Genomic DNA, 25,925 nt, shown 5'->3' with positions numbered 1-25,925 from the left:
CATTGTGCCACGTCAGATCGTTCACGCAGAGCCGGGCACCGATTTCCACCATTCTTGCGGGAAATATCACGAGGAGGGGCCCGCGACGGTCGGGTGGACACCGGAGGTGAGCCGACCATGGACACTGTAAGGGTGAACGGAACGAGCACTCCCACGGTCGGACGCGACGAGGCGGCGGCATTCGCGCTGCCCGGGAGTGCGCTGGCGGGGGTGGGGAGCCGCCCGTTCGGGATCTACGTGCACGTGCCTTTCTGCGCCACACGCTGCGGATACTGCGATTTCAACACCTACACGGCAGGCGAGCTGGGGACGTCGGCGTCGCCGCAGTCGTGGATGGAGGGGTTGCGCCGCGAACTCGACCTCGCCGCGCAGATGACGGGCGCCCCGGCCGTCGACACGGTGTTCGTCGGCGGTGGCACACCGTCACTCCTCGGCGGCGACGGACTGGCGGACGTTCTCGGTGCGGTCCGCTCGAGCTTCGGCCTCGCGAAGGGCGCCGAAGTGACCACCGAGTCGAACCCGGAGTCCACGTCGCCGGAGTTCTTCGAGCGGTTGCTCGCCGGCGGATTCACGCGGATCTCGCTGGGCATGCAGTCGGCGGCCCAGCACGTGCTGAAGGTGCTCGACCGCACCCACACACCCGGACGTGCGGTGGCGGCGGCGCAGGAGGCCCGGGCCGCCGGATTCGAGCACGTCAATCTCGACCTCATCTACGGAACGCCGGGGGAGCGCGACGAGGACCTCGACCTCTCGCTGGACGCCGTGCTGTCCGCCGGGGTGGACCACGTATCCGCCTACGCGCTGATCGTCGAGGACGGCACCGCGCTGGCGAGGAAGGTGCGCCGCGGGGAACTGCCCGCGCCCGACGACGACGTCCTGGCGTCGCGGTACGAGCGCATCGACGCGCGGCTCGCCGACGCGGGCCTGACCTGGTACGAGGTGTCGAACTGGGCATCGGCGGACGCCGCGACGGGGGAATCACGCTGCCGGCACAACCTGGGGTACTGGGACGGCGGGGACTGGTGGGGCGCCGGGCCGGGCGCGCACAGCCACGTCGGCGGTGTTCGCTGGTGGAACGTCAAGCACCCGGCGCGCTACGCGGACCAGCTGGCGGCGGGAAGTCTGCCCGTCGGTGGGAGCGAAAAGCTGACCACGGAGGACGTCCACGTCGAGCGGGTGATGCTCACCGCGCGGCTGCGGACGGGACTCCCGGTGGCGGAGCTGGATGCCGCGGAGCAGCGCGCGGCCGAGACCGTGGTGGCCGACGGACTGCTGGTGCGCGAGGGCGAGCACCTGGTGCTGACCGACCGTGGGCGGCTCCTCGCCGACGCCGTGGTCCGGACGGTGCTGCGCTGACGCTCAGCCCTCGACCGCTCAGCCCTCGACCGCTCAGCCCTCGAATCCTCAGGCCGTGACGATGCCGGGCATCTCGTCGTAGTCGAAGACGCGGGCGTGCAGCACGACGCGGTTTCGCAGTGCCGAGCGCACGGCCCGATGCAGTCCGTCCTCGAGGTAGAGCACCCCGTGCCACTGGACCGCGTGCGGGAACAGGTCGCCGTAGAACGTCGAGTCCTCCGACAGCAGCCGGTCGAGCTCGAGAACCTTCGTCGTGGTGACGATCTCGTCCAGCCGCACCTGCCGGGGTGGGATCTTGGACCAGTCGCGCAGCGACAACCCGTGGTCCGGGTACGGCTTGCCGTCCATGACACCTTTGAAAATCATCGCCTCGTCATCCGCCCGTGGTCGTTGCCTCTGCTCGTCTCCGGTCACCACAGTAAGGCCTGAACCGGTATCGGCGGCGCGGCGATTAGACTGGACCGAGCCGAGATGCACGTGCATCTGCACGTAGCTCAGGGGATGTGGCGGCCGATCCGAACGAAGGTTCGGTGACGCCGCTGCTCGTGATGATCGAGAACTGGAGGTGGACGGCGATGTCGAGTACGGACGACAGACGGTTCGAGGTTCTCCGCGCCATCGTCGCCGACTACGTCTCGACCCAGGAGCCGGTGGGATCGAAGGCGCTGGTCGAGCGGCACAACCTGGGTGTGTCCAGTGCGACGGTCCGCAACGACATGGCGTTCCTCGAGAGCGAGGGCTACATCGCCCAGCCGCACACGAGTTCCGGCCGTGTTCCCACGGACAAGGGCTACCGGCAGTTCGTCGACCGCATCGCCGACGTGAAGCCGCTGTCGACGGCGGAGCGGCGCGCGATCCTCGGTTTCCTCGAGTCCGGGGTCGACCTGGACGACGTTCTCCGGCGCGGTGTGCGCCTGCTCGCGCAACTCACACGCCAGGTCGCGGTTGTGCAATATCCCACACTCTCGGCGTCGTCGGTCCGGCACCTCGAGGTGGTCGCGCTGACGCCTGCCCGCCTGCTGCTGGTGCTCATCACCGATTCGGGTCGAGTGGATCAGCGCATCGTCGAACTCGGCGACGTGCTCGACGACCAGGACCTGGCGCGGCTGCGCGGACTGCTCGGGGGCGCCCTCGACGGCAAGCGGCTGGCGGCGGCGTCCATCGCGGTCTCGGAACTCGCCGACGAGGCCCCGGAGGATCTGCGCGACGCCGTGATCCGTTCGGCCACCGTGCTGGTGGAAACGCTCGTCGAGCATCCCGAGGAGCGGTTGGTCCTCGGCGGCACCGCGAACCTGACCCGCAACGCTGCCGACTTCTCGGGAATCAGCGGGTTCCCCGGTTCGCTGCGCGCGGTCCTCGAGGCACTGGAGGAGCAGGTGGTGGTGCTCAAGCTGCTGGCCGCCACGCAGGACGCGGGCACCGTGACGGTGCGGATCGGTGAGGAAACCCAGGTGGAGCAGATGCGCGGCACCTCCGTCATCTCGACCGGCTACGGTGCGGCAGGCACCGTGCTCGGCGGAATGGGCGTGCTCGGACCCACCCGAATGGACTATCCGGGAACAATCGCGTCGGTGGCAGCCGTTGCGAGATACATCGGCCAGGTGCTCGCGGAGCGCTGACGGCCGGCCCCGGCGACAGCGCCGCCGTGGGGCGAGCACAGGTACCGGTAGCGAGATAACGAAGTAGAGAAGGACGAGAGACTCAACGTGGCACGGGATTACTACGCAACGCTCGGCGTCGATCAGAAGGCGACCGATCAGGAGCTCAAGCGCGCGTACCGCAAGCTTGCGAGGGAACTGCATCCCGACGTGAACCCCGACGAGGCGGCGCAGGCCCGGTTCCGGGACATCTCGACGGCCTACGAGGTGCTGTCCGATCCGGAGAAGCGTCGCATCGTCGACCTCGGCGGCGACCCCCTCTCCTCGGGTGGTGGCGGCGGCGGTGCCGGCTTCGGCGGCGGTTTCGGTGGCGGCCTCGGCGACGTGTTCGAAGCGTTCTTCGGCGGCGGAGGCGGTGCAGGCCGCGGGCCGCGCGGCCGCGTCCAGCCGGGCGCCGATTCACTCCTGCGCACCAGGCTGACGTTGGCGGAATGCGCGACCGGCGTGAGCAAGCAGGTCACCGTCGAGACGGCGATCCTGTGCGACAGCTGCACCGGTGCGGGCACCAACGGCGATTCCAAGCCGGTGCGCTGTGAGACCTGTGGCGGCGCGGGCGAGGTCCAGTCGGTGCAGCGTTCGTTCCTCGGCCAGGTCATGACGTCGCGGCCGTGCCCCACCTGCCGCGGCGCCGGCGAGACGATCCCCGACCCCTGCCACAAGTGTGGCGGCGACGGCCGGGTGCGGGCCCGCCGCGACATCACGGTGAAGGTGCCCGCGGGCGTCGCAGGCGGAATGCGGATCCGGCTCGCCGCGCAGGGCGAGGTCGGCCCCGGTGGCGGACCCGCAGGCGACCTGTATGTCGAGGTGGTCGAGCAGGCGCACGAGGTGTTCGTGCGCGACGGCGAAGACCTGCACTGCACGATCCGGGTACCGATGATCGACGCCGCCCTCGGCACGACCGTGACGATCGACACGATCATCGACGGACCCAAGGAGATCACCATCGAGCCGGGAACTCAGCCGGGATCGGTGACGGTCCTGCGCGGGCACGGCATGCCGAAGCTGCGTTCCGGCATCCGCGGCGACGTGCACGCCCACCTCGAGGTCGTGGTTCCGTCGCGCCTCGACCACAAGGAGACGAAGCTTCTCCGCGAACTCAAGGACCTGCGCGACCGCGACGTCGCCGAGGTCGTCTCCACCCAGTCGCAGCACAGCGGCGGATTGTTCTCACGCCTGCGTGAAGCGTTCAGCGGTCGCTGACCGTGGCGGCGACGGTCTTCTTCCTCGACCCGCTGCCCGAGGTGGGGAGCACCGCGGTCCTGGACGGCCCGGAGGGCAGGCATGCCGCGACGGTGCGCCGGATCGGTGTCGGGGAGCGGATCGTGCTCGCCGACGGCCGGGGTGGTCTCGCCGACACCGAGGTGACGGGGGCCGGTAAGGACCGGCTCGAACTCACCGTTCACGAGCGTCGTCAGGTGTCGGCGCCGTCGCCGAGTGTGACTGTGGTGCAAGCGCTTCCGAAGGCGGAGCGGTCCGAGCTGGCGGTCGAGCTGGCCACCGAGGCCGGAGTCGACACGATCGTGCCGTGGCAGTCGTCGCGTTGCGTGGCCCGGTGGGAAGGCCCCAAGGTCGCGAAGGGTGTCGCTCGCTGGCGTAGCGCGGCTCTCGCCGCCGCCAAGCAGTCCCGGCGGGCGATCGTCCCCGAGGTGTCGGAACTGCACCGCACCGCCGGGATGCTCGCCGTCGTCCGTGAGGTGGTCGGCCGGGGCGGCGTCGTCGCCGTGCTGCACGAGGCGGCCACCCAGGGCCTCGCCGAGCTTCCACTGCGCTCGGCGGCCGAGATCGTGCTCGTCGTCGGCCCGGAGGGCGGTATCTCCGAGGAGGAGATCGCCGCGCTGACGGACGCCGGCGCCGTCCCGGTGCTGCTCGGTCCGCACGTTCTGCGGACCTCGACCGCCGCGGCCGTCGCGCTGGGCGCCATCGGTGTCCTCACGGACCGCTGGGGCGCGGCCCCGCTAGCCTGACTGTCCGTGGACCGCATTCGCATCGCCTACGGAAACGAACCGCAGCAGTTCGGGCACTTCTACCCGCCCGAGGAGCCCGTGGCCGCCGCGGTCCCGGTGGTGATGGTCGTCCACGGCGGTTTCTGGAGCGGGAAGTACCACCTGAACCTGGGCACGAGCTTCGCGGTCGACCTCGCCCGCCACGGCGTCGCCGTCTGGAACATCGAATACCGCAGGCTCGGTGCGGGCGGCCGGTGGGACGAGATGTCCGCCGACGTTCTCGCCGCGCTCGACGCGATCGCCGGTCCGGTCGCCGAGCAGTCGCCCGTCCCGTTCGACCTGTCGAAGGTCCGGGTCGTCGGCCACTCCGCCGGTGGACAGCTCGCGGTGTGGCTCGCCGGGGAGAGGCAGACCACGGTCCGGCCGGAGCGGGTCGTGTCCCAGGCGGGCGCCCTCGACCTCGCGTCCGCGGGGGAGCGGGGCCGGCGGATCGGCTACATCGAGGATCTCCTCGGCGTCCCCTTCGACGAAGACCCCGATCGGTACCGCGCCGCGTCCCCACGGCACCGCATCCCCACCGGGGTGCCGGTGGTGTGCGTGCACGGCACGGAGGACGCGCAGGTTCCGGCGAAGGTGAGTGTGCGGTACAGCGAGGTCGCGCGGGCGGCCGGGGACCCGGTCGCGCTGCACGTCGTCGAGGGCGAAGACCACTACGCGTTCCTCAATCCCGAGACCGACTGCTGGAAGATCTCGCGGGACGCCCTGCTGTCCGACGCCGGTGAGTGCTCGGGCTGACGCCCGACGACGGGGCCCGCGTCGGCGGGCGAGGCGCGGCAGTGACCGGGCGGGCATCCGAATGTCCCGAAGTCGTGACGGCGTCGCGTAATCGGGTGGGCGCTGTGACCTGCGAGCGATAGACTTCCCTCAGCACGACGACCGTCGTGACCAACCAGGAACCGGGAAGAAGGCCATATTCCTCACGTGAGCGAACAAGACCAGAACGGCGAGACGTTCGGCGCCACGCGTCCGGCGGAACGCACCGTGCGTTCGAGTATCGATCTCCCACCCGAAACGGTCCCGCCTCTCCTCGGTTCTTCCGACGAGAATCTGCGCGCTCTCGAACGGGTCCTGGACGCAGACATCCATGTACGCGGCAACGCCGTCACGCTGACGGGACGGCCCGGCGACGTCGCGCTCGCCGAACGGGTCATCGCCGAATTGGGCTCCATCGTCGGTCGCGGGCAACCGCTGACCCCCGACGCGGTACGTCGCACGGTCGGCATGCTCACGCAGGGGCTGAGCGAATCACCCGCCGAGGTCCTGACCCTCGACATCCTGTCGCGGCGCGGCAAGACGATCCGGCCGAAGACGCTGAACCAGAAGCGCTACGTCGACGCGATCGACGCCAACACCATCGTGTTCGGCATCGGGCCCGCCGGTACCGGCAAGACCTACCTCGCCATGGCGAAGGCGGTGCAGGCCCTGCAGACCAAGCAGGTGTCGCGGATCATCCTCACCCGCCCCGCGGTCGAGGCGGGCGAGCGGCTCGGGTTCCTGCCCGGCACGCTGCACGAGAAGATCGATCCGTACCTGCGCCCGCTGCACGACGCGCTCCACGACATGATGGACCCCGAGGCCATCCCGAAGCTGATGCAGTCGGGTGTCATCGAGGTGGCGCCGCTGGCGTACATGCGTGGCCGCACGCTCAACGACGCGTTCATCATCCTCGACGAGGCGCAGAACACCACCGCCGAGCAGATGAAGATGTTCCTCACCCGGCTGGGCTTCGGGTCCAAGGTCGTGGTCACCGGCGACGTCACGCAGGTGGACCTGCCGGGCGGTGCCCGGTCCGGGCTCCGCGCGGCCACCGAGATCCTCGGTGACATCGACGACATCTACTTCGCCGAACTCAACAGCAGCGACGTGGTCCGGCACCGGCTGGTGTCCGACATCGTCGACGCGTACGAGCGTTTCGAGGCGGACCGGGACGGCAAGGTCGAGCTCGGGAACCGCGCACAGCGGAGAGCGGCGCACTCGCGTTCTCCACGACGGTAGGGTGAGTGTCGCCGGAACCAGGAGGAAGCGACACACATGAGCATCGAAGTCTCGAACGAATCGGGCATGGACGTCTCCGAAGAGGAGCTGATCAGCGTTGCCCGCTTCGTGATCGCGAGGATGGACGTGCACCCCGCGGCCGAGTTGTCGATGGTCCTCGTGGACTCGGCCACCATGGCCGACCTCCACATGCGGTGGATGGACCTGCCCGGTCCCACCGACGTGATGTCGTTCCCGATGGACGAGCTCGAGCCCGGCGGTCGCCCGGACTCGCCCGAGCCCGGCCCGTCGATGCTCGGTGACATCGTGCTGTGCCCGTCCTTCGCCGCGGACCAGGCCGACAAGGCCGGTCACCCGCTCGCCCACGAACTCGCTCTGCTCACCGTGCACGGTGTGCTCCACCTCCTCGGCTACGACCACGCCGAACCGGAGGAGGAGAAGGAGATGTTCGGGCTGCAGAACCAGTTGCTCGAGGACTGGTACGAGGATCTGCGCAGGGCCGAACGCGACGCCGCACTCGCTGCCCGGGATCAGAAGCTGCTCGGCAAGGCCGGCTTCTTCGACTCACCCGACCAGTAACCGCCACGTGAAGGGTCTTCTGTGAGTAGCGCCATCGCGCTGATCGTCCTCGCGATCGTCCTCGTCCCGCTCGGTGGTGTCTTCGCCGCCGTCGATTCCGCACTCAACACGATCTCGTCCGCGCGCATCGAGGAGATGGCGAAGGAGGATCGCCCCGGCGCCACCCGCGTGCTCCGCATCCTGTCGGATCGCCCCCGCTACGTGAATCTCATGGTGCTGCTGCGCATCCTGTGCGAGATCACGGCGACGGTGGTGCTCGTCGGTGGCCTGTCCGATCTCCTCGAGCCGGTGTGGGCGCTCACGTTCACGGCGATCATCATGGTGCTCGTCGACTACGTGGTGATCGGGGTCGGCCCCCGGACACTGGGCCGCCAGCACGCCTACTCGATCGCGTTGATCACGTCGTTTCCCCTGCAGGTCATCGGAACTCTGCTCGGCCCGATCAGCCGCCTCCTGATCCTGATCGGTAACGCGATCACCCCGGGTAAGGGATTCCGCAACGGCCCCTTCGCCTCCGAGATCGAACTGCGCGAACTCGTCGACATGGCGCAGGAACGCGGCGTGGTGGCCGACGAGGAACGCCGGATGATCCAGTCGGTGTTCGAACTCGGCGACACGTCCGCCCGCGAGGTGATGGTGCCGCGCACCGAGATGGTGTGGATCGAAAACGACAAGAGCGCCGGACAGGCGACGTCGCTGGCTGTCCGCAGCGGACATTCGCGGATCCCCGTGATCGGGGAGAACGTCGACGACGTGCTCGGGGTGGTGTACCTCAAGGATCTGGTGCAGGAGACGTACCACTCGCGCGACGGCGGACGCAGCGTCCGCGTCGCCGACGTGATGCGGCCCGCCGTGTTCGTGCCCGATTCCAAGCCCCTCGACAGCCTGCTCGCCGAGATGCAGCGCGACCGCAACCACATGGCCATCCTGGTGGACGAATACGGCGGGATCGCCGGGCTCGTCACCATCGAGGACGTCATCGAAGAGATCGTCGGTGAGATCGCCGACGAATACGACCAGGACGAGACACCGCCCGTCGAGGATCTCGGCGACGGCATGTACCGGGTCTCCGCGCGCCTGCCGATCGAGGATCTCGGTGAACTGTTCGGCATCGAGGTGGAGAACGACGAGGTCGAAACAGTCGGTGGGCTCATCGGTTACGAACTCGGCAGGGTGCCGCTCCCGGGGTCGGAGGTCGTGTCGCACGGTCTCGTCCTGCGCGGCGAGGGCTCACCCGACGTGCGCGGACGGGTGCGCATCAGCACGGTCTTCGTGCAACGCGCCCCCATCGACGAGGACGACGACAGTGGCGACGGCGACCGGGAGGACGACGATGACTGAACTGGGCGACGAAGACGCCACACTGGTCGTGCTCGCGCGAGGAGCGTTCGGCCGCACCGGAAGTGGTCAGGGCGCCGCCGTCCGCGATCTCGACGGCCGCACCTACGCGGCGGGCGCGGTCGCGCTGGCGGCGTTGTCGCTGACCGCGCTGCAGGCCGCCGTCGCGGCGGCGGTGTCGAGTGGCGCCGAGGGATTCGAGGCCGCAGTCGTGATCGGCGGCAGCCCGGAAGACCCGGGCATCGCCGCCCTACACGAAGTCAGTGCGCAGGCGGCCGTCGTCTTCGCGCGAACCGATGGATCCGTGATCGAGGAGCAACATGAGTAAAACCGAATTCCGTTCCGGATTCGTCTGTTTCGTCGGACGGCCCAACACGGGCAAGTCCACGCTGACCAACGCGCTGGTGGGCAGCAAGATCGCGATCACGTCTTCGCGTCCGCAGACCACCCGCCACACCATCCGCGGCATCGTGCACCGCGACCACGCGCAGCTGATCCTCGTCGACACCCCCGGGCTGCACCGCCCCCGGACGCTCCTCGGCCAGCGCCTCAACGACCTCGTGCGCGACACCTACTCCGAGGTCGACGTGATCTGCCTGTGCATCCCGGCAGACGAGAAGATCGGCCCCGGCGACCGGTGGATCGTGCAGCAGGTCCGTCAGATCGCGCCGAAGACCACGCTCGTCGGCATCGTCACGAAGATCGACAAGGTCAGCAAGGACATGGTCGGGCAGCAGTTGCTGGCCGTGTCCAAGCTCCTCGGTCCCGAGACGGATGTCGTGCCCGTGTCCGCCGCCTCCGGTGAGCAGGTGGAGGTGCTGGTCGACGTCCTCGCGTCGAAGATGGAGGAGGGCCCGGCGTTCTACCCGGACGGCGAGCTCACCGACGAACCCGAAGAGACGCTGATGGCGGAACTCATCCGCGAGGCCGCGCTCGAGGGGCTCGGCGACGAACTGCCGCACTCCCTGGCCGTGGTCATCGAGGAGATCATCCCCCGCGAGGGACGCACCGAGAAGCAGGGCGAACTGCTCGACGTCCACGCCCTGCTCTACGTCGAACGCCCGTCCCAGAAGGGCATCGTGATCGGCAAGGGCGGCGCCCGCCTCCGCGAGGTGGGGACCAAGGCGCGGCTGCAGATCGAGAAGCTCCTCGGCACCAAGATCTTCCTCGAACTGCACGTCAAGGTGGCCAAGGACTGGCAGCGCGACCCGAAACAGCTGGGCCGCCTGGGGTTCTAGGTGGCTGCGCCGCCCGTGCGCGGTTGACGAGCCCTGAGACTCGTCAACCACTCACGGGGCCGGCGGCCCTCAGAAGGAGGAGCACCGACGTCGCGAAGTCCTGATCGCCGTCGCTTCCGGTCGCGAGTCTCCTGAGCTGCAGGCCGGCGATGGTGGCGACGATGGTCGGCGCGACGGACGCCGCGTCCGGGACGCCGAGGGCGGTGAGGATCGTCACCGTCAAATCGTCGTACGCGGCGAAACATTCGGCGGCAGCCTGACGCAGCTCGTGGTCACGTCCCGCCTGGATGTACAGCTCGAACGGGGCGATCCGCTCGGCGGAGAACGCCAGATCCTTCGCGACCTTCCCGGTGAGTGCCGCGGCGTCCTCGAGGCTCAGCCCCTTGTCCCGGTATCCCTCCGCCAGATCGGACAGCCGCTGCGTCTCCTCCGTCACGAACCCGGACAACGCGGCGCGCAACAGGTCGGTCTGCGTGGGGAAGTGGTACGTGATGGAGCCGAGCGACACCCCGGCCTGCGCGGCGATCCGCCGATTGGTCACGCCCGGAATGCCTTCCGTGCCGACGATGTGCAGCGCCGCCGCGAGGATGCGGTCACGGACGTCCGTCGAAGCCATCGGTCACCACCACCTCTCGGGACGTTCCAGGTCCCACCGCAGCACCGACTCGAGCTGGGCCGCGACCGACACCAGCAGCGGCTCGGCACCGTCGTGTCCCATCAGCTGGGCTCCGGTCGGCAGGTTGCCGGACGTGAACCCGGCCGGGACGTTCACGCTGGGCCAGCCCAGCACGTTCCACGGCCACGCGTACGGGCAGACCGCGGTGATCACCTTGTCCGTGGCCCAGGAGCTGATGCCGTCGATCCCCTCGACCCTCGGTGGGGGAGTCGCGGTGGTCGGGGCGAGGACGAGGTCGTACTTGTCGAAGATCGCCCCGACCCGTCGCTGCATCCTCGGCTCGGCGGCGCGGGCGGCGCGTAATGGCGCCCCGCGCAACAGTCGTCCGGTCCGGGCGTTGCCCTTCGTGCGGGGGTCGACGAGTGACGGGTCCGGGACCTTCCGCACCCAGTCGTCGATGCCGACCATCGACCGCGGGAGGAAGCCGAGCCCGAACATGATCCCGTAGTCGGGGTCGTCCACCACGACGCGATGCCCGAGCCTGCGCAGCGCCTCGGCGATCCGTGCGACGCCCTGGCGGACTTCGGGATGCAGTGACGTGGGGGTTGCGGTGAACGGGATCCGCAGCGACAGCGCGATGCGTAGCGGTCCGGGGTCGCGGCCGACGGCGTCGCTGACGGTGACCGGTGCGGGCGTGTGCAGGTCGCCCTCGTGCGGTCCCGATGCGACGTCGAGAAGCAGGGCCGCGTCGGCGACCGTCCGGGCCAGCGGGCCGTTGACGGTGAGGCCGTAGAACGCCTCGGCAGCAGGCCAGGTGGAGATTCGGCCGCGTTGCGGCTTGATCCCGACGAGGTTGGTCCAGGCGGCGGGGATGCGGATGGACCCGGCGCCGTCCGAACCGATCGCCGCGGACACCACACCGGCGGACACGGCCGCCGCGGCGCCGCCGGACGACCCTCCGGGGGTGTGGTCACCGTTCCAGGGATTGCGGGTGTACCCGAAGGCCGATCCGCCGGTGAGCGGCCACTGTCCCAGCTCGGGACTGTTGGTCTTGCCCACGACGACGGCGCCGGCGGCGCGCAGCCTTCGCACCAGCTCGGAGTCGCGCGCCGCGGGCGGGAAGTCGCCCGGGCACCCGAACGCGGTCGGCTCGCTGGCCACGTCGACGTCGTCTTTCACGGCGATCGGGACCCCGAGCAGCGGCAGGCGCTCACCGGCGGCGATCCGGTGGTCGGCCTCGGCGGCTTCGGCCAGTGCCGTGGTCCGGCGGATCACCTTGAACGCGTTGAGTGTCGGCTGGCTCGCGTCGATGCGGTCGAGGGCGGCGCGGGTGGCCGCGACCGACGTCGTGGCGCCGGAGGTCAGCGCCGTCACCTGCTCGACGAGTCCCGGGGCCCGATCCCCGTCGTCGTCGCGCTGCCGTCGATCGTCCAAGTGTTCCGCGCTCATGTCGCCCCCTCCCCGTGACTGTTCGTTCGAACGAACAGTATCAGCCGAGATGTCGCCGGACTACCCCGCCGATCGCCTCGGCTGCCCCGCGGGCCCGCGATTCGGGCAGCCGGGCATACCCGCACACCAAGCCCCGCGGTCCGTCCGGGGTGGTGCGGTAGTCGGCGAGGCTCGGGACCGTCACACCGTGGTCCCGCAGCTCAGCCGACAGGGCGACGTCGTCGACGGAACCGGGCAGCGTGAGGACGACGTGGAGACCGGCCTCGATGCCGGCGAGCCCGACACCGCCCGTGTGGACCGCGGACAGTTGGTGCTGCAGTGCCGTGACGAAGGCGGCCCGGCGGGCCGAGTAGGTGCGGGAGGCGCGGGCGAGGTGCCGTGACAGCGCACCCGAGTCGATGAAATGCGCCAGCGCGAGGGCGGTGATCGAGCAGCACGCCTCACCGCTCGCGTCGAGGGCCCGGACGAGTCCCGGCCGCAGCGCCGGAGGGGCGATCACCCACGCCACCCGGATCGAGGGCGTGAGGATCTTCGACGCGGTGCCCACGTACGCCACGCATTCGGACCCGCGGTCGATGCTGCGCAGGGCGGGCAGCGCCGACACGTCGTAGCGGAACTCGCCGTCGTAGTCGTCCTCGATGATCACCGTTCCGGACGCTGCGGCGTCGGCCACGAGCCGGGCCCTGCGGCCCACCGGCATCCGGGCACCCATCGGATACTGATGGGCAGGCGTGCAGTAGGCCGCGGCGTCGGACGCACGCAGCAGCGCGGGGTCGAGGCCGTCGCCGTCCACGGACACGCAGCGCGTCCGCACCCCCGAACCGTCGAGGACGGTGCGGGCCCGGCTGTAGCCGGGCTCCTCGAACACCACGTCCCGGCCGTCGAGTCCTGCGGCGGCAACGAGAGTGCGGAGCGCAGCGCCCACTCCGGGGACGATCACCAGTTCGTCGGGGCGCGCGGCGATCCCCCGGGTGCGGCGTAGATGCGCCGCGAGAGACCGTCGCAACTCCGGGTGTGCGCCGGGGCCCGGGAGGTCCGACGTCACGGCCGCGGCGGCGGCCGACCGCCACGCCCGGCGCCAGTCGACGGTGGAGATCAGGGCGGGATCGGGGTGACCCGGAGTGAGATCCCAGAGCGCCGCCGACTTCTCGGGGGCGGCGGAGGACGCCCGCTCCGAGGTTCGGGTGATCGTGTGCGAGGCGACGTGGGCGCGGGCCGCCACGTCGGCGCCCGGTGCGATCCGCGTGCCGGAACCGGCGCGGGCGTTCGCGTATCCGGACGAGCAGAGTTCGTCGTAGGCGTCGACCACCGACGCCCGCGCGACCGTCAGGTGTTCGGCCAGCGCCCGCGTGGAGGGCAGTGGGTCGCCGGGCCGCAGGCGACCCACGCGGATCTCGTCGAGGATCGACTCCGCGATGCGGTGCCGAAGCGGCGCGTCGGTGTCGGGGAGCCGCAACGTCAGGTGCAGTTCGGGGCTGATCCGGGGCATGGTCCTGACAATACTGGTCTGCCGATAATGGTGATTGTGGATCTGGATGGGTAATCCACATGGGGTGAGGATGGTCTCGTGGACAAGATCATGAGATACCCGGACCGTGCCCGCACCGAACGAGCGCAACTCGACGCCGTCCTCGACGCCGCCCCGATGGGCACCCTCGCCACCGTCGTCGACGGGCTGCCGTGGGCCGTGCCGATGCTCTACGCCCGCGACGGCGACAGGATCCTGCTGCACGGCTCCACCGGGGCCGGCGCGTTGCGGCAGGTGGCGGCGGGCGCACCGGCGGCGCTGTGCGTCGCGATGCTCGACGGAATCGTCGTCGCGGACACCCTGTTCGACTCGTCCGCCAACTACCGTTCGGCGGTGGTGCGGGGCAACCTCGTCACCCTCGGCGAAGACGAATCCGCCGACGCACTGAACGCGCTGTCGGACGTGCTGATCCCCGGCCGCAGCACGGAGGTCCGGGGGCACCGGCGCAAGGAACTCGCCGCGACACTCGCCCTCGCCCTCCCGATCACGGCGGGCCAGTGGACCGTCAAGGTGCGGGACGCACCACCGGGTGAACCCACCGAAACCAGCAGCGCCTGGGCCGGCGTGGTCCCCGTGCGGTCGGTCGCCGGTGCGCCCGTCCCGGCACCGTGGGTGGCGAGCGGCACACCCGTGCCCGCGTCCGTGTCGCGGCTGACCCGGACCGCGTAAGGAAAGCGTCAAGAGCCGTAGGAGCCCCGTAAGCGCTTCGTCAGCGCCGCCTCTTTCGCCGAGATCGCGCGTGATGCTGGCATGACACCCCACAACCGTGGGGTGTCATGCCTGCGCTGAACCGCAGGATCAGTACGAAGAGGGATCCTCACATGGCCGATGTGGCCTACGTCGCGCTCGTCCTCGGCGGATTCGCCTGTTGCGCGCTCGTTCTCCGTGCCCTGCAGACCGGACGCGTGAAATGACGGGCGCCGGAATACTCGCGGTCGCGCTCGTCGCGATCGCCGCCGCGCTCGTCGTGTACCTCCTGATCGCGCTCATCGACCCGGAGCGGTTCTGATGACGCCTGCCCTGGCGGCCGGACTGCAGGTCGCTTTCGTCCTCGCGGTACTCGCGGTCGCGTACGTGCCGGTGGGCGACTACATGGCGCGCGTGTACGAATCACGCCGTCACCTTCGCGTCGAATCCGTGCTGTACCGCCTGTGCCGCATCAACCCCCACACCGAGCAGACCTGGTACGGCTACGCGGGCAGCGTGCTGGGATTCTCGGCGGCGAGTGTGCTGTTCCTCTACGCCCTGCAGCGCATCCAGGGAGTGCTGCCGCTGTCCGGGGACCTCTCCGGGGTCAGTCCCGCGGTGGCGTTCAACACCGCCGTGTCGTTCGTGACGAACACCAACTGGCAGTCGTATGCGCCCGAAACCACGATGAGCAACCTGACCCAGCCGGTCGGGCTCGCCGTGCAGAACTTCGTGTCCGCAGCGGTGGGCATGGCCGTCGCAGCGGCGCTGATCCGCGGGTTCGTCCGGGTGTCGCGCGGCGGTGAGATCGGCAACTTCTGGGTGGACCTCACCCGCGGCAGCCTGCGCATTCTGCTGCCGCTCTCCTTCGTGATCGCACTGATCCTGCTGAGCCAGGGCGTGATCCAGTCCTTCCACCCGGGCTTCGCGTCCACCGGTCTGGACGGCAACTCCGTCACCAACGCGCTCGCACCCGTCGCCTCACAGGAAGCGATCAAGGAACTCGGCACCAACGGCGGCGGGATCCTCGCCGCCAACTCGGCGCATCCGTTCGAGAACCCGACGCCGGTCAGCAACATCGTCGAGATCCTCGCGATCCTGCTGATCCCGGTCTCCCTCACCCGCACGTTCGGCACTATGGTCGGCGATCGCAAGCAGGGGCTGACCCTGCTCGCCGTGATGGGCATCCTGTGGGGATCGCTCCTCGCGGTCACGCTCGCGGCGGAGTCGGGTCGGCGCGGCATCGCCGCCACCGCCGCGGGCGCGATGATGGAGGGCAAGGAGGTTCGTTTCGGAATTCCCGGTACGGCACTGTTCGCCGTGAGCACCACCGGAACATCCACGGGCGCGGTGAATTCGGCGCACGACAGCCTGTCGCCGCTCGGGGGCGGAGCCGTTCTGCTCAACATGCTGCTCGGTGAGATCGCGCCCGGCGGTGTCGGCACCGGGCTCTACGGAATCCTCGTCCTCGCCCTGATCGCCGTCTTCGTCGGCGGACTCCTCGTCGGCCGCACACCCGAATACCTGGGCAAGAAGCTGCGGCAGCGGGAGATCACGCTCGCCGCCCTGTCCGTGCTGGTGATGCCGGCGCTGGTCCTGATCGGCACCGGGATCACCGTGATCCTGTCCTCGACCACCGGCTACCAGGGCAACAGCGGCGACCCCGGAAGTCCCGGATCCATCCACGGGTTCTCGGAAGTGCTGTACGCGTTCGCGTCGGCCTCGAACAACAACGGCAGTGCGTTCGGCGGGCTGACGGTGACGAGCGACTGGTTCCAGACCGCCCTCGGCCTGTGCATGCTGTTCGGCCGGTTCCTGCCGATCATCTTCGTCCTCGCGCTCGCCGGATCCCTGGCGTCGCAGAAGAAGACCGCCGCGGGCGCCGGAACCCTGCCGACGGCGGGCCCGATGTTCACCGGGCTCCTCACCGGCACCGTCGTGCTCGTCGCGGCGTTGACATTCTTCCCGGCCCTCGCGCTGGGACCGATCGCGGAGGCTCTGCAATGAGTGTGAACGTGACCAGTCGTCCGGAAACCGGGGCGGCGACCATGACGCCCGAGGCCGGCCACGACCCGGCGCCCGTGAAGGCGGGAATCTTCAGCCCCGCTCAGCTGGTGACGGCGCTACCGGGCGCCCTGCGCAAACTCGACCCCCGGCACCTCGCCCGCAACCCGGTGATGTTCGTGGTGTTCGTCGGTTCCGTCGTCACCACCGTCATGGCCGTCGCCGACCCGTCGGTGTTCTCCTGGGCTGTCGTCGCCTGGTTGTGGTTCACCGTGTTGTTCGCGAATCTGGCCGAGTCGGTCGCGGAGGGGCGGGGCAAGGCGCAGGCGGCGAGCCTGCGGAAGGTGAAGCAGGACACGGTCGCCCACCGGATCACGGTGAGCGGCCGGGTGGAGTCGGTGGCGGGTACCGAACTCACCGTCGGCGACCGGGTCGTCGTCGAGGCGGGTGAGGTGATACCCGGCGACGGCGACGTCGTCGACGGCATCGCGACCGTGGACGAGTCGGCCGTCACCGGCGAATCGGCGCCCGTCGTCCGCGAATCCGGCGGCGATCGGTGTGCCGTCACCGGTGGCACGACCGTGCTCTCCGACCGGATCGTCGTCCGCATCACCGCGGCCCCCGGACAGTCGTTCGTGGACCGGATGATCGCCCTCGTGGAGGGGGCGGCGCGGCAGAAGACGCCGAACGAGATCGCGCTGAACATCCTGCTGGCGTCGCTGACGATCATCTTCCTGCTGGCCGTCGTCGCGATCGGTCCGATGGGCCTGTACGCGGGCCAGGAGCAGGATCCGATCAAGCTGATCGCGCTGCTGGTGTGCCTGATCCCCACCACGATTGGGGCCCTGCTGTCGGCCATCGGCATCGCCGGGATGGACCGGCTGGTGCAGCGGAACGTCCTGGCGATGTCGGGGCGGGCGGTGGAGGCCGCCGGCGACATCGACACACTGCTGATGGACAAGACCGGCACCATCACGTTCGGTAACCGGCAGGCCACGGCCTTGCATCCCGCACCGGGGGTTTCCGCGATCGAGTTGGCCACGGCCGCACGGTTGTCCAGCCTCGCGGACGGCACCCCCGAGGGTCGCAGCATCGTGGACCTGTGCGCCCGCGACTTCGGGCTGGACCCGGCACCGTCCGAGGTGGAGAGAGCAGCGGAGTTCGTGCCGTTCACGGCGCAGACCCGGATGAGCGGACTCGACATCGACGGCGCCCGGATCCGCAAGGGCGCGAGCGACGCCGTGCTGACCTGGGTGCAGGCGCACGGCGGGCGCGCGGCGCCCGCGGTCACCGACAGCGTGAACCAGATCGCGCAGTCCGGGGGAACGCCGTTGGTGGTCGCCACCGTCCGCGGAGACGCGGCGACCGTCCTCGGCGTGATCGCGCTGTCGGACGTGGTGAAACCGGGCATCGCCGAGAGGTTCGCGGAACTGCGGGCCATGGGGATTCGCACGGTGATGATCACCGGCGACAACCCGTTGACGGCGAAGGCCATCGCGGCCGAGGCCGGAGTCGACGACTTCATGGCCGAGGCGACACCCGAGGACAAGCTCGCGCTGATCCGGAGGGAACAGGAGGGCGGCCGGCTCGTCGCGATGACCGGGGACGGCACCAACGACGCTCCGGCGCTGGCCCAGGCGGATGTCGGGGTGGCGATGAACACCGGCACGTCGGCGGCGAAGGAAGCCGGGAACATGGTGGATCTCGATTCGGATCCCACCAAGCTCATCGAGGTGGTCGAGATCGGCAAGCAACTGCTCATCACGCGCGGTGCGCTCACCACGTTCTCGCTCGCCAACGACCTGGCCAAATACTTCGCGATTCTCCCCGCCCTGTTCAGCGGCATCTATCCGCAGCTGGACACGCTGAACATCATGCGGCTGGCCACCCCGGAATCGGCCATCCTGTCGGCGGTGATCTTCAACGCCGTGGTGATCGTCGCGCTGATCCCGTTGTCGCTGAAAGGCGTTCGCTACCGTCCGTCGTCCGCGTCGACGCTGCTGGGCCGCAACCTGCTGATCTACGGCCTCGGCGGTGTGATCACACCCTTCGCCGGTATCTGGCTCATCGACCTCGTCGTCCGTCTCATTCCCGGAATTGGGTGATCCCGCATGCGATTTCTCATCGGCCTGCTCCGGCAGACCTGGGCCGGACTACTCGTCCTGCTCGCACTCACAGCAGTCCTCGGTGTGCTCTATCCCGCCGCAGTGTGGGGGGTGAGCAGGATCGGCGCCGGAGCGGCCGAGGGGTCTGCGGTGCGCGACAGCACCGGCTGCGTCGTCGGGAGCCGGTGGGTCGGTGTCGACCCGCAGGTGCCGGCGGGGGAGCCGGATCCGTTCTTCCACAACCGGGTCACCGGGTCGGTGGCCGATCAGGATCCGTTCGCGCCGGGAGACCCCGCTACCGCCCTGCCCACCAATCAGGGGCCGAGCAGCGAGATCCTGGCGACGTTCATCGCCGACCGGCGGGCGGCGATCGCCACCCGGGAAGGGGTGGACCCCGCCGAGGTACCGGCGGACGCGGTCACCGGTTCCGGCTCGGGCATCGACCCGCACATCAGCCCCGCGTATGCGGCGTTGCAGGTGCCGAGGGTGGCGGCGGAGAACGGCCTCAGCGAGACCCGGGTCCGGCAACTCGTCGACGAGAACACCGAGGGAAGGCAACTCGGCTTCCTCGGTGAGGAACGGGTGAACGTCCTCGGACTGAACCTGGCCCTCGGACTGACCGCTCCTGAGTGCACGGCCCCGACCGCTGGTGGATGATGGCGAGGTGAGTGGTACCGGAACCGACGGCGAGCGCCGGGACATCGAACGCCGACGCGGTGAACTGCGCATCTATCTCGGTGCCGCACCGGGCGTCGGCAAGACGTTCGCGATGCTCGGTGAGGCGCACCGCCGCCGGGAGCGGGGGTGCGACGTGGTCGCGGCCGTGGTGGAGACCCACGGCCGCGACCGCACGGCGGCGCAGCTCGGCGACCTCGAACTGATTCCGCCCAAGCTGATCGCCTACCGGGGCACGCTCGGCCGGGAACTCGATGTCGAGGCCGTACTGGCCCGCAGGCCGGCGCTGGTCCTCGTCGACGAGCTCGCGCACACGAACACGCCGGGCAGTGTCCACGAAAAGCGCTGGCAGGACGTGGAGATACTCCTCGCCGCGGGGATCGACGTCCTCTCGACGCTCAACGTCCAGCACCTCGAAAGCCTCAACGACGTGGTCCAGCGGATCACCGGCGTGGTGCAGCAGGAAACGGTTCCCGACGAGGTGGTGCGCGCCGCCACCCAGGTCGAATTGGTCGACATCACGCCGGAGGCTTTGCGCCGCAGGCTGTCCCACGGAAACATCTATGCCGCGGACAAAGTCGACGCGGCCCTGAGCAACTACTTCCGGAAAGGGAATCTCACCGCACTCCGCGAACTCGCGCTGCTGTGGGTGGCCGACCAGGTGGATGCCGCACTCGCGAAATATCGTGCGGAGAACAAGATCACCGACACGTGGGAGGCCCGGGAACGGGTGGTGGTCGCGGTGACGGGCGGACCGGAATCGGAGACGCTGGTTCGCCGCGCCGGCCGGATCGCGTCGAGATCCAGCGCCGAACTGATCGTCGTGCACGTGGTGCGCGGCGACGGCCTCGCAGGTGTCTCGGCCCCGGAGATGGGCAAGGTACGGACCCTCGCCGCGAATATCGGCGCGAGTCTGCACAGCGTCGTCGGCGACGACGTCCCGACCACGTTGCTCGACTTCGCCCGGACCGCGAACGCCACACAACTGGTGCTGGGCACGTCGAGACGCTCACGGTGGGCGCGGATCTTCGACGAGGGCATCGGCGCAAGCGTGGTGCAACAGTCCGGGTCGATCGACGTGCACATGGTGACGCACGGCGAATCCCACCGCCCGAGGCGCTTGTCGCCGGTGGGATCCCGTTCGCGCACGGCGATCGCCTGGATCGCCGCGGTCCTCGTACCGACCGTGGCCACGCTGGTGATGAGTGCCGTCGACCGTCGGCTCGGATTGGTCGGCGAGGGGGCCCTGTTCTTCATCGTGGTGCTGCTCGTCTCGCTGCTCGGCGGTGTCGCCCCCGCCGCGTTCTCCGCGCTGATCTCGGGTCTGTTCCTCAACTACTTCTTCACGCCGCCGGTGCGGAGCTTCACCATCGCCGAACCGGACAACTTCATCACCACGGTCGTGCTGCTCGTGGTGGCCGTCGCCGTCGCGGTCCTGGTCGACGCGGCCGCCAAGCGGTCGCGGGAAGCCCGCCGGGCGTCGCAGGAAGCCGAGTTGCTGGCACTGTTCGCCGGATCGGTGCTGCGCGGCGCCGACCTCGACACCCTGCTCGAGAAGGTGCGCGAGACCTACAGCCAGGATTCGGTCAGCGTGCTGCACCGGGACCGCGGTCCGGTGGGGTCCGTCGGGCCGCACCCACCGGTGAGCGTCGACGACGCCGACACCGTCTGCGAGGTGGGGGAAGGGGAATACGCGCTCGCCCTGCGCGGCAGCGAACTGCACGCCCGGGACCGTCGCGTGCTGCTCGCTGTCGCCAACCAGGCGGTGGGCATGATCCGCCAGACCGAACTCGCGCAGGAGGCGGGTCAGGCGCAGGCGCTGGCCGAGGCCGACCGGTTGCGGCGGTCGCTGCTGTCCGCCGTCAGCCACGACCTCCGGACCCCGCTGGCCGCGGTCAAGGCCGCCGCGTCCAGTCTGCGCAGCGACGACGTCGACTTCTCCCCGGAGGACACCGCCGAACTGCTCGCGACCATCGAGGAATCGGCCGACGTGCTGACCTCTCTCGTCGGCAACCTGCTCGACTCCTCCCGTCTCGCGGCGGGAGTGGTGACCCCGGCGCTGCGGCCGGTGTACCTCGACGAGGTGGTGCACCGGGCGCTGGTGGGTCTGGGAATCGGCGGCCGGACCGGGACCAGGGCCCGGGAAAGGGTGGAAGTCGACGTCGGAACGGTCACGGCGATGGCGGATTCGGGCCTGCTCGAGCGGGTGCTCGCCAATCTGATCGACAACGCACTCCGCTACGGTGAGGATTCCGTGATCCGGGTCGGTGCCGCGGCGGTGGGAGACCGCGCCGTCATCACCGTCGCCGACACGGGGCCGGGAATTCCGCGTGGGCGGGCAGACGAGTTGTTCGCCCCGTTCCAGCGGCTGGGGGACCGCGACACGACCACGGGAGTCGGGCTCGGGCTCTCCGTCGTCCGCGGATTCGTCGACGCGATGGGCGGGACCATCAGCGCCACCGACACCCCCGGCGGTGGTCTGACGATGGTGGTGGAGCTGGCCGGGGCGGGAGGGGAGCATTCATGACGAGAGTTCTCGTCGTCGACGACGAACCGCAGATTCTCCGCGCCCTGCGGATCAATCTGAGCGTGCGCGGGTACGACGTGGTGACGGCCGCGTCCGGTGCGGCCGCCCTGCGCGCCGCGGCCGAGCGGCCGCCGGACGTGATCGTGCTCGACCTCGGGCTACCCGACATGGACGGCACCGAGGTGCTGGCCGGCCTCCGCGGATGGTGCCCCGCACCGGTGATCGTCCTGTCGGCGCGGACGGATTCCGCCGACAAGGTCGAAGCCCTCGACGCCGGCGCCGACGACTACGTGACCAAGCCGTTCGGGATGGACGAGTTCCTGGCCCGGGTGCGTGCGGCCGCCCGCCGGGCGACGACGGTCGTCGACACGAGTGAACCTGTGGTGGAGACGGATTCGTTCACGGTCGATCTGGCGGCGAAGACGGTGCGGCGGGCGGGGGCCGAGGTGCACCTGACACCGACCGAGTGGGGAATGCTCGAGATGCTGGTGCGCAACAAGGGCAAGCTGGTGGGACAGAAGGAACTGCTGCGGGAGGTGTGGGGGCCGGCGTACGCCACCGAGACCCACTATCTGCGGGTGTATCTGGCGCAGCTGAGGCGCAAACTCGAGGACGACCCGTCCCATCCGCGTCACCTCATCACCGAGGCCGGGATGGGGTACCGGTTCCAGATGTGACTGGGCGACGTGATCCTGCTCACGACCGATGATTCCGGCCGGCTCCGGGAGTCCTACCTTCGACCGCAGCATCACACTCGACCGGAGGAGCCACGAATGCCCGCACCGAAGACCCCGCAACCACTCGCGCACACCTTCACGGCGCCGATCCAGAAGGACGGGGCGTTCGCAACGTACGTGACCGTGCCGGACTCCGCTGAACTTCTCGGAACGCGGCGGCCGGTGAAGGTCGGCGGGACCATCGACGGCCACCCGTTCAATGCGACCCTGATGCCCTCGGGTGAAGGTCCGCACTGGCTTCCCCTGAAGATCGCACTGTGCACGCTGATCGGTAAGGACGGTGCCGGGGAGGAGGTGACGGTGCACCTCGAGCAGCGTTTCAGGTGACGCCGGGCGGCGTCCGGGTTTGATCCGGGGAGAGTGGGGTACGGATCACCCGGAAGCGGTCTGCGTTTCCGAACGGGTTTCGAGGTGTGTCGTGCCGATGTGGCCGCGGTTGTCGGGGTGGCTCCCCACTCTGGGGGTCGTGGTGCTCGTCGCCGCGTGCGGAGCGAGCGACGACGGCGGCACGAGCGAAAATTTCGCCGGCACCGTCGACATCGGCGGGGGTAGGCACATCCATCTCGAGTGTGCGGGCACAGGCGCACCGACCGTCGTGTTCGTGTCCGGTCTCCGGTTCGGTGCCGATCAGTGGACGACGACGGCCGATCCGGCGAGCACCTCGGCCTTCGACGGGGTCGCCGAGTTCACCCGAGTCTGCTCGTACGACCGGCCGGGAGTCGTGCTGGGCGACGACGCATTGAGCCGCAGCGACCCGGTTCCGCAGCCGATCACCACCACGGACGCGGTCGCCGACCTCCAGTCGCTGCTGGGCGCCACCGGCGAGGCCGGCCCCGGCCCCTACGTGCTGGCCGCCCACTCCTACGGCGGTCAGATCGCGAGACTCTTCGCCGGCACCCATCCCGACGAGGTGGCGGGCATGGTGCTGATCGACGCGCAGTCGGAGGAGTTGCAGACACTCCTGCCGCCGGAGCAGTTCGAGGAGTTCCTGCGGCTCAACACCCCGCAGCAGGACAGTCTCGACGAGTACCCGGACCTCGAGCGTGTCGACTTCGTCCGCAGCTTCGACGAGATCCGCGCCGCCGAACCGATCCGGCCCCAGCCGCTCGTCGTCCTCTCCGCCGACCGTTCGGTGGCGCCGCAGATCGCGGAGGGCATTGCGAACGGAAGCCTCCCCGCCGACATCGATCCCGGCTACGGCCCGGCCCTCGACGCCGTGCAGCCGAAGGCGCAGGCGGATCTGGCACAACTCGTCCCGGGTGCCACGCATGTCACGAACACGAACAGCGGCCACAACATCAACATCGAGCAGCCGCAACTCGTCATCGACGGAGTCCGCGACGTCGTCGACGCCGTGCGCGACGGGCGCACCGAGCCCTGACCGTCGCACGCGGGTCGGCCTGCGGAATGCGGTCGCCTCGACGTGGGAGACTGGACCGGTGAGGTTGTATCGAGACAATGCGGTGGTCCTGCGCCAGCACAAGCTGGGCGAGGCCGACCGTATCGTCACACTCCTCACCCGGCAGCACGGTCTGGTGCGCGCGGTCGCCAAGGGGGTGCGCCGCACGAAGTCCAAGTTCGGTGCCCGGCTCGAGCCGTTCGCGCACATCGACGTGCAGCTCTACCCCGGCCGCAACCTCGACATCGTCACCCAGGTCCAGACGGTCGACGCATTCGCGACCGACATCGTCGACGACTACTCCCGGTACACCACGGCGTGCGCGATCCTCGAGACCGCCGAGCGTCTCGCCGGTGAGGAACGGGCTCCGGCGCCGCAACTGCATCGCCTGACGGTCGGGGCGCTGCGGGCCGTCGCCGAGCACAACCGCCCGTGCGAGCTGATCCTCGACGCCTTCCTGTTGCGGGCCATGGGTTTTGCGGGATGGGCTCCCGCCCTCGACGACTGCGCGCGGTGCAGCGCCCCCGGACCGCACCGGGCATTCCACGTGGCCGCCGGGGGAGCGGTGTGCGTCCATTGCCGGCCGCCGGGCGCCGCCACGCCGTCACCGGGTGTCCTCGACCTGATGGATGCGCTGATCCGCGGCGCCTGGGCGAGCACGGAGGACGTGCCCGAGTCGTTGCGGGGGCAGGCCAGCGGTCTGGTCGCGGCGCACCTGCAGTGGCACCTCGAACGGCAACTCCGCACTCTCCCGCTGATCGAACGCGCACGACCGCATGCGGCGGTAGGGGTGGAGAATTCGGTCAGGCAGGATGGGGACCGTGATTCGACGACGCGAACCTCGAGCCCCGCATAATTCCGGGGCCGAGCGCCAGATCCGGCTGCCGGACCCGCACCCCTCGGGTGCTCGCCCGCCGGGCCTGCAATCCGAACTCGTGCCCCGGCACATCGCGCTGGTGATGGACGGCAACGGCCGCTGGGCGCAGGAGCGGGGACTGCCCCGGACCGCGGGCCACGAACGCGGCGAGGCCGTGTTGATGGACGCCGTCTGCGGGTGCATCGAGATGGGCGTCGAATGGTTGTCGGCCTACGCGTTCTCCACCGAGAACTGGAAGCGCAGCCCCGAGGAGGTCCGCTTCCTGATGGGCTTCAACCGCGACGTGATCCGCCGTCGCCGCGACGAGATGCACGAGATGGGAGTGCGTGTGCGGTGGGCGGGCCGCCGGCCCAAGCTGTGGCGCAGCGTCATCAAGGAACTCGAGATCGCCGAGGAGCTCACGAAGCACAACACGGTCATGAACCTCACCATGTGCGTCAACTACGGCGGGCGCGCGGAAATCGCGGACGCGGCGAAGGAGATCGGCAGGCGGGTCGCGGCGGGGCAACTCGACCCGGAGAAGATCACCGAGGCGACCGTGGCCCGGTACCTCGACGAGCCGGACATGCCGGACGTCGACCTGTTCCTCCGGCCGTCCGGCGAGCAGCGCACGTCCAACTTCCTGATCTGGCAGTCGGCCTACGCCGAGATGGTGTATCAGGAGAAGCTGTTTCCCGATTTCGACCGCCGGGACCTGTGGGCGGCGTGTGTCGAGTACGCGTCGCGTGACCGTCGGTTCGGTGGGGTGAAATGACCGTCGACGGGGCGCCCGCGCTGCTGGCGCGCGCGGCGGACGCGCTCGAGCACTTCGCCACCGTCACCCGGGCGGAGGACGGTTCGCTGAGTTTCGAGTACGCCGGGGCGCTGTGCTCGATCAGTGCGATGACCCTCACCGAGGGCCTCGACGTGCTGTCGATGACGTGCGTGCTGGCCTGGGATCGTCCGGTCAGCGCGTCGCTGCACAAGAAGGTCGCGGAACGGAACAGCGCACTGCAGTTCGGTTCGATCGCGGTGTTCGGTCACGGCCGGCTCGCGGACGTCATCCTGCGCTACACGTTCCCCGCCGCCGGGCTCGAGGACGAGGCACTGACCACGATGCTGCTTCTCGTGCTCAGCGGCGCGGACACCGCCCGGCAGGGGCTGATCCCCTGACG

The 25,925-nt window shown here is 69.7% G+C and carries 26 protein-coding genes; 22 read left to right on the top strand and 4 right to left on the bottom strand.

All coding sequences use genetic code 11. The features are described from left to right. Positions 1–117 precede the first annotated feature (117 nt). Entirely contained in the window at positions 118–1,356 is a 1,239-nt protein-coding gene (gene hemW / locus QM806_RS04930; protein ID WP_218960884.1) for a radical SAM family heme chaperone HemW, read from the top strand. Positions 1,357–1,404: 48 nt separating this feature from the next. Here hemW and QM806_RS04925 read toward each other — a convergent pair whose 3' ends face one another. Then, the gene (locus QM806_RS04925; protein WP_005261240.1) at positions 1,405–1,722 is read right to left on the bottom strand and encodes a type II toxin-antitoxin system VapB family antitoxin; all 318 of its coding nucleotides are present in this window, start codon (positions 1,720–1,722) and stop codon (positions 1,405–1,407) included. Between the two features lie 209 nt (positions 1,723–1,931). On the opposite strand from QM806_RS04925, the gene hrcA reads away from it, so the two are divergent. The 9 genes from hrcA to era all read left to right on the top strand — a co-directional run bounded on the left by hrcA (position 1,932) and on the right by era (position 10,167). After that, complete coding sequence (gene hrcA, locus QM806_RS04920) at positions 1,932–2,975, top strand: heat-inducible transcriptional repressor HrcA (protein WP_005574647.1); 1,044 nt, start codon at positions 1,932–1,934, stop codon at positions 2,973–2,975. Positions 2,976–3,062: 87 nt separating this feature from the next. After that, the gene (gene dnaJ, locus QM806_RS04915; protein WP_005247937.1) at positions 3,063–4,214 is read left to right on the top strand and encodes a molecular chaperone DnaJ; all 1,152 of its coding nucleotides are present in this window, start codon (positions 3,063–3,065) and stop codon (positions 4,212–4,214) included. Positions 4,215–4,216: 2 nt separating this feature from the next. Next, a complete protein-coding gene (locus QM806_RS04910) occupies positions 4,217–4,978 on the top strand; it encodes a 16S rRNA (uracil(1498)-N(3))-methyltransferase (protein WP_167117240.1) in 762 nt (253 codons plus the stop codon). Between the two features lie 6 nt (positions 4,979–4,984). Beyond that, the gene (locus QM806_RS04905; RefSeq protein WP_054248716.1) at positions 4,985–5,752 is read left to right on the top strand and encodes an alpha/beta hydrolase family protein; all 768 of its coding nucleotides are present in this window, start codon (positions 4,985–4,987) and stop codon (positions 5,750–5,752) included. Positions 5,753–5,938: 186 nt separating this feature from the next. Next, a complete protein-coding gene (locus QM806_RS04900; RefSeq protein WP_005247930.1) occupies positions 5,939–7,012 on the top strand; it encodes a PhoH family protein in 1,074 nt (357 codons plus the stop codon). Positions 7,013–7,048: 36 nt separating this feature from the next. Beyond that, positions 7,049–7,591 carry an rRNA maturation RNase YbeY gene (gene ybeY / locus QM806_RS04895; RefSeq protein WP_054248715.1) on the top strand — a complete coding sequence of 181 codons (543 nt, stop codon included), beginning with the start codon at positions 7,049–7,051 and terminating at the stop codon, positions 7,589–7,591. A gap of 21 nt (positions 7,592–7,612) precedes the next feature. Next, positions 7,613–8,932: a hemolysin family protein gene (locus QM806_RS04890; RefSeq protein WP_054248714.1), complete on the top strand. Its 1,320-nt coding sequence runs from the start codon at positions 7,613–7,615 to the stop codon at positions 8,930–8,932. Next, complete coding sequence (locus QM806_RS04885; protein ID WP_043791452.1) at positions 8,925–9,257, top strand: cytidine deaminase-like protein; 333 nt, start codon at positions 8,925–8,927, stop codon at positions 9,255–9,257. The genes QM806_RS04890 and QM806_RS04885 overlap by 8 nt, the downstream gene beginning before the upstream one ends. Beyond that, the gene (gene era / locus QM806_RS04880; protein WP_005247923.1) at positions 9,250–10,167 is read left to right on the top strand and encodes a GTPase Era; all 918 of its coding nucleotides are present in this window, start codon (positions 9,250–9,252) and stop codon (positions 10,165–10,167) included. Before QM806_RS04885 ends, era begins: the two co-directional genes overlap by 8 nt. A 43-nt stretch (positions 10,168–10,210) precedes the next feature. Here the strand turns inward: era and QM806_RS04875 are convergent, their stop codons facing one another. From QM806_RS04875 to pdxR, 3 genes are read right to left on the bottom strand one after another with little or no spacing between them, the layout of a single operon-like run. After that, positions 10,211–10,783 (bottom strand): TetR/AcrR family transcriptional regulator, encoded by a 573-nt coding sequence (locus QM806_RS04875; protein WP_005261232.1) that lies wholly within the window; start codon positions 10,781–10,783, stop codon positions 10,211–10,213. 3 nt (positions 10,784–10,786) lie between these two features. Next, complete coding sequence (locus QM806_RS04870; protein ID WP_283290595.1) at positions 10,787–12,232, bottom strand: amidase; 1,446 nt, start codon at positions 12,230–12,232, stop codon at positions 10,787–10,789. 40 nt (positions 12,233–12,272) lie between these two features. Beyond that, a complete protein-coding gene (pdxR, locus tag QM806_RS04865) occupies positions 12,273–13,721 on the bottom strand; it encodes a MocR-like pyridoxine biosynthesis transcription factor PdxR (protein ID WP_283290593.1) in 1,449 nt (482 codons plus the stop codon). Positions 13,722–13,799: 78 nt separating this feature from the next. Here pdxR and QM806_RS04860 point away from each other — a divergent pair, with 78 nt between their 5' ends. From QM806_RS04860 to QM806_RS04805, 12 genes are all read left to right on the top strand, one after another. Then, entirely contained in the window at positions 13,800–14,429 is a 630-nt protein-coding gene (locus QM806_RS04860; protein ID WP_054248437.1) for a pyridoxamine 5'-phosphate oxidase family protein, read from the top strand. Positions 14,430–14,670: 241 nt separating this feature from the next. Continuing rightward, entirely contained in the window at positions 14,671–14,769 is a 99-nt protein-coding gene (locus QM806_RS04855; RefSeq protein ID WP_005561976.1) for a potassium-transporting ATPase subunit F, read from the top strand. Beyond that, positions 14,769–16,454, top strand: a complete 1,686-nt coding sequence (gene kdpA, locus QM806_RS04850) for a potassium-transporting ATPase subunit KdpA (protein WP_283290591.1) — start codon at positions 14,769–14,771, stop codon at positions 16,452–16,454. Before QM806_RS04855 ends, kdpA begins: the two co-directional genes overlap by 1 nt. Then, positions 16,451–18,556 carry a potassium-transporting ATPase subunit KdpB gene (gene kdpB / locus QM806_RS04845; RefSeq protein WP_167117226.1) on the top strand — a complete coding sequence of 702 codons (2,106 nt, stop codon included), beginning with the start codon at positions 16,451–16,453 and terminating at the stop codon, positions 18,554–18,556. The genes kdpA and kdpB overlap by 4 nt, the downstream gene beginning before the upstream one ends. Before the next feature lie 6 nt (positions 18,557–18,562). Then, positions 18,563–19,213 (top strand): potassium-transporting ATPase subunit C, encoded by a 651-nt coding sequence (locus tag QM806_RS04840; RefSeq protein ID WP_054248440.1) that lies wholly within the window; start codon positions 18,563–18,565, stop codon positions 19,211–19,213. Positions 19,214–19,220: 7 nt separating this feature from the next. Next, positions 19,221–21,758, top strand: a complete 2,538-nt coding sequence (locus QM806_RS04835) for a DUF4118 domain-containing protein (protein ID WP_005561983.1) — start codon at positions 19,221–19,223, stop codon at positions 21,756–21,758. After that, positions 21,755–22,435 carry a response regulator gene (locus QM806_RS04830; RefSeq protein WP_054248442.1) on the top strand — a complete coding sequence of 227 codons (681 nt, stop codon included), beginning with the start codon at positions 21,755–21,757 and terminating at the stop codon, positions 22,433–22,435. Before QM806_RS04835 ends, QM806_RS04830 begins: the two co-directional genes overlap by 4 nt. Before the next feature lie 96 nt (positions 22,436–22,531). After that, on the top strand, positions 22,532–22,822 hold the full coding sequence (locus QM806_RS04825) for a DUF1905 domain-containing protein (protein WP_043790025.1): 291 nt from the start codon (positions 22,532–22,534) through the stop codon (positions 22,820–22,822). Between the two features lie 97 nt (positions 22,823–22,919). Continuing rightward, positions 22,920–23,876 carry an alpha/beta fold hydrolase gene (locus QM806_RS04820; RefSeq protein WP_005567068.1) on the top strand — a complete coding sequence of 319 codons (957 nt, stop codon included), beginning with the start codon at positions 22,920–22,922 and terminating at the stop codon, positions 23,874–23,876. 58 nt (positions 23,877–23,934) lie between these two features. Beyond that, on the top strand, positions 23,935–24,750 hold the full coding sequence (gene recO, locus QM806_RS04815) for a DNA repair protein RecO (RefSeq protein WP_283290587.1): 816 nt from the start codon (positions 23,935–23,937) through the stop codon (positions 24,748–24,750). Beyond that, positions 24,716–25,525: an isoprenyl transferase gene (locus QM806_RS04810; RefSeq protein WP_054248445.1), complete on the top strand. Its 810-nt coding sequence runs from the start codon at positions 24,716–24,718 to the stop codon at positions 25,523–25,525. The genes recO and QM806_RS04810 overlap by 35 nt, the downstream gene beginning before the upstream one ends. Further along, positions 25,522–25,923 carry a hypothetical protein gene (locus QM806_RS04805; RefSeq protein WP_005247889.1) on the top strand — a complete coding sequence of 134 codons (402 nt, stop codon included), beginning with the start codon at positions 25,522–25,524 and terminating at the stop codon, positions 25,921–25,923. Before QM806_RS04810 ends, QM806_RS04805 begins: the two co-directional genes overlap by 4 nt. The last annotated feature ends 2 nt before the right edge of the window (positions 25,924–25,925 follow it).

This window comes from Rhodococcus sp. IEGM 1351 (assembly GCF_030056875.1).
GTDB classification, from domain to species: Bacteria; Actinomycetota; Actinomycetes; order Mycobacteriales; family Mycobacteriaceae; genus Rhodococcus_F; species Rhodococcus_F opacus.
This window is presented reverse-complemented; position numbering and strand designations above follow the sequence as displayed.

What these genes read in the sequence shown, in the direction of transcription:
- hemW (WP_218960884.1), top strand. Translation starts at nt 118, where the DNA reads ATGGACACTGTAAGGGTGAACGGAACGAGCACTCCCACGGTCGGACGC.
- QM806_RS04925 (WP_005261240.1), bottom strand. Translation starts at nt 1,722, where the DNA reads ATGATTTTCAAAGGTGTCATGGACGGCAAGCCGTACCCGGACCACGGG.
- hrcA (WP_005574647.1), top strand. Translation starts at nt 1,932, where the DNA reads ATGTCGAGTACGGACGACAGACGGTTCGAGGTTCTCCGCGCCATCGTC.
- ybeY (WP_054248715.1), top strand. Translation starts at nt 7,049, where the DNA reads ATGAGCATCGAAGTCTCGAACGAATCGGGCATGGACGTCTCCGAAGAG.
- QM806_RS04885 (WP_043791452.1), top strand. Translation starts at nt 8,925, where the DNA reads ATGACTGAACTGGGCGACGAAGACGCCACACTGGTCGTGCTCGCGCGA.
- era (WP_005247923.1), top strand. Translation starts at nt 9,250, where the DNA reads ATGAGTAAAACCGAATTCCGTTCCGGATTCGTCTGTTTCGTCGGACGG.
- QM806_RS04875 (WP_005261232.1), bottom strand. Translation starts at nt 10,783, where the DNA reads ATGGCTTCGACGGACGTCCGTGACCGCATCCTCGCGGCGGCGCTGCAC.
- QM806_RS04870 (WP_283290595.1), bottom strand. Translation starts at nt 12,232, where the DNA reads ATGAGCGCGGAACACTTGGACGATCGACGGCAGCGCGACGACGACGGG.
- pdxR (WP_283290593.1), bottom strand. Translation starts at nt 13,721, where the DNA reads ATGCCCCGGATCAGCCCCGAACTGCACCTGACGTTGCGGCTCCCCGAC.
- QM806_RS04855 (WP_005561976.1), top strand. Translation starts at nt 14,671, where the DNA reads ATGACGGGCGCCGGAATACTCGCGGTCGCGCTCGTCGCGATCGCCGCC.
- kdpA (WP_283290591.1), top strand. Translation starts at nt 14,769, where the DNA reads ATGACGCCTGCCCTGGCGGCCGGACTGCAGGTCGCTTTCGTCCTCGCG.
- kdpB (WP_167117226.1), top strand. Translation starts at nt 16,451, where the DNA reads ATGAGTGTGAACGTGACCAGTCGTCCGGAAACCGGGGCGGCGACCATG.
- QM806_RS04840 (WP_054248440.1), top strand. Translation starts at nt 18,563, where the DNA reads ATGCGATTTCTCATCGGCCTGCTCCGGCAGACCTGGGCCGGACTACTC.
- QM806_RS04830 (WP_054248442.1), top strand. Translation starts at nt 21,755, where the DNA reads ATGACGAGAGTTCTCGTCGTCGACGACGAACCGCAGATTCTCCGCGCC.
- QM806_RS04825 (WP_043790025.1), top strand. Translation starts at nt 22,532, where the DNA reads ATGCCCGCACCGAAGACCCCGCAACCACTCGCGCACACCTTCACGGCG.
- QM806_RS04820 (WP_005567068.1), top strand. Translation starts at nt 22,920, where the DNA reads ATGTGGCCGCGGTTGTCGGGGTGGCTCCCCACTCTGGGGGTCGTGGTG.
- QM806_RS04805 (WP_005247889.1), top strand. Translation starts at nt 25,522, where the DNA reads ATGACCGTCGACGGGGCGCCCGCGCTGCTGGCGCGCGCGGCGGACGCG.